General features: G+C 62.2%; 1 protein-coding gene and 2 pseudogenes. All 3 read right to left on the bottom strand.

Going from position 1 to position 2173, the window contains the following annotated elements:
• Positions 1 to 10: 10 nt before the first annotated feature.
• Positions 11 to 517, bottom strand: a pseudogene (locus ACIQVE_RS25625) (D-alanine--D-alanine ligase); the annotation flags it as partial.
• The gene (gene murC / locus ACIQVE_RS25620) at positions 514 to 1974 is read right to left on the bottom strand and encodes a UDP-N-acetylmuramate--L-alanine ligase (protein WP_042560981.1); all 1461 of its coding nucleotides are present in this window, start codon (positions 1972 to 1974) and stop codon (positions 514 to 516) included. The gene murC and the pseudogene ACIQVE_RS25625, both read right to left, overlap by 4 nt.
• Positions 1967 to 2173 (bottom strand): annotated as a pseudogene (murG, locus tag ACIQVE_RS25615) (UDP-N-acetylglucosamine--N-acetylmuramyl-(pentapeptide) pyrophosphoryl-undecaprenol N-acetylglucosamine transferase); the annotation flags it as partial. The pseudogene murG and the gene murC, both read right to left, overlap by 8 nt.

The following is a 2173-nucleotide window of genomic DNA, read 5'->3' as shown; positions in this document are numbered from 1 at the left end:
CTATCAACTAGGACGCAGAACTCACTTTGGCCATCCCGATACTTGAACCTTCATGCGCCGGTTTGACGATCAAAGGGAAGCCCAGTTCCGTCGCTGCCGAAATACAATCGGCTTCGCTGCACAGCACGGCGTGACGCGGCGTCGGAATCCCGAGGCTGTGCCAGACCTGCTTGGTGCGCAGTTTGTCCATCGCCAGCGCCGAAGCCAGAATGCCGCTGCCGGTGTACGGAATGCCGGCCACTTCGAGCAAGCCCTGCATGGAGCCGTCTTCACCGCCACGACCGTGGAGAATGATGAAGGCGCGATCGATTTTCTCGCTGAGCAGACGCTGTAGGAAATCGTCGCCGACGTCGATGCCGAACGCGTCCACGCCAGCGCTTTGCAGCGCCGTGAGCACGGCGTTACCGGACTTCAACGAAACCTCACGCTCGGCACTCAGGCCACCGAACAGCACGGCAACACGGCCGAAGTCTTTCGGCACAATGGTGGAGAACAGATTGGCGTAGGCAGCGGTCATTTCAACTTCCCCTCGACTGGCGCGGCCACGGCGCCAGCGAACAATTCACTTTTCAACAGCTTCGGCGCGAGGCCACCGATATCACCGGCGCCCTGGCACAGCAGGATGTCGCCGGCACGCAGCAGCGGCTTGACCAGCGGCGCCAGATCGACGCCACGCTCGATGTAGATCGGGTCGAGCGCACCACGCTGTCGGATGCTGTTGCACAACTTGCGGCTGTCGGCGCCCGGGATCGGCTCTTCGCCGGCCGGATAGACTTCCATCAGTAGCAACACGTTGGCGTCGGCCAGTACATTGACGAAGTCGTCGTACAGATCGCGGGTCCGGCTGTAACGGTGCGGCTGGTAAACCATCACCAGACGGCGCTCCGGCCAGCCACCACGCACGGCTTTGATCACGGCCGCGACTTCGGTCGGGTGGTGACCGTAGTCATCGACCAGCATCACGCTGCCGCCGTCGACCGGCAGTTCGCCGTAGACCTGGAAGCGACGACCCACGCCCTGGAAACCCGACAGGCCTTGAACGATGGCTTCATCACTGACGCCCTCGTCGGTGGCGATGCAGATGGTCGCCAGCGAATTGAGCACGTTGTGGTTGCCCGGCATGTTCACGGAAACATCCAGCGGCTCGCGGTCTGGGCGCAGCACGGTGAAGAACGTCTGCATGCCTTGCTGGCGCACATTGATCGCGCGAATGTCGGCGTCTTCGCTGAAGCCGTAAGTCACGGTCGGACGTTTGACCAGCGGCAGGATCTCGCGCACCACTGGATCGTCCAGGCACATCACCGCCAAACCGTAGAACGGCAGGTTGTGCAGGAACTCGACGAAGGTTTTCTTCAGTTTGTTGAAGTCACCGCCGTAGGTCGCCATGTGGTCGGCGTCGATGTTGGTGACCACGGCCACCAGCGGCTGCAAGTGCAGAAAGCTCGCGTCGCTTTCATCGGCTTCGGCGATCAGGTAACGGCTGGTGCCGAGCTGAGCGTTGGTGCCGGCAGCGTTCAGACGCCCACCGATAACGAACGTCGGATCGAGACCACCGGCAGCGAATACCGACGCGATCAGGCTCGTCGTGGTGGTTTTGCCGTGGGTACCGGCAACGGCGATGCCGTGGCGATAGCGCATCAGCTCAGCGAGCATTTCGGCACGCGGCACCACCGGGATACGGCGTTCCAGTGCGGTCGCGACTTCCGGGTTGGAGGTGTTGACGGCGCTCGACACCACCAGCACATCGGCGGCAGCGGCGTTCTCGGCACGGTGGCCGATAAAGATTTTTGCGCCGAACGATTCCAGACGCTCGGTGACCGGCGAGGCTTTCAGATCGGAACCGGACACTTCATAGCCCAGGTTCAACAACACTTCGGCGATGCCGCACATGCCCACGCCGCCGATACCGACGAAGTGGATGCGACGGATGCGGCGCATTTCCGGTTGCGGCATGGCTTTCTGATTCTCAACCATGGACCACCTCCAGACAGGTATCGACCACGCTACGGGTGGCTTCGGGTTTCGCCAGACGGCGGGCCGCTTGGGCCATTTCTTCGAGTCGTTGCGGTTGCATCAAGACCTCTGTCAGGCGCGCGGCAAGGTCGGCGGCACCTGTCGTTCTTTGCGGCATCAGGAAGGCAGCGCCTTCGCGGGCCAAATATTCGGCGTTGCG

The sequence above is a fragment of the Pseudomonas sp. NPDC098747 genome (assembly GCF_044760045.1).
Classification (GTDB): domain Bacteria; phylum Pseudomonadota; class Gammaproteobacteria; order Pseudomonadales; family Pseudomonadaceae; genus Aquipseudomonas.
Note: the sequence above shows the minus strand (reverse complement) of the source record. Positions and strands in the feature narration are given on the sequence as shown.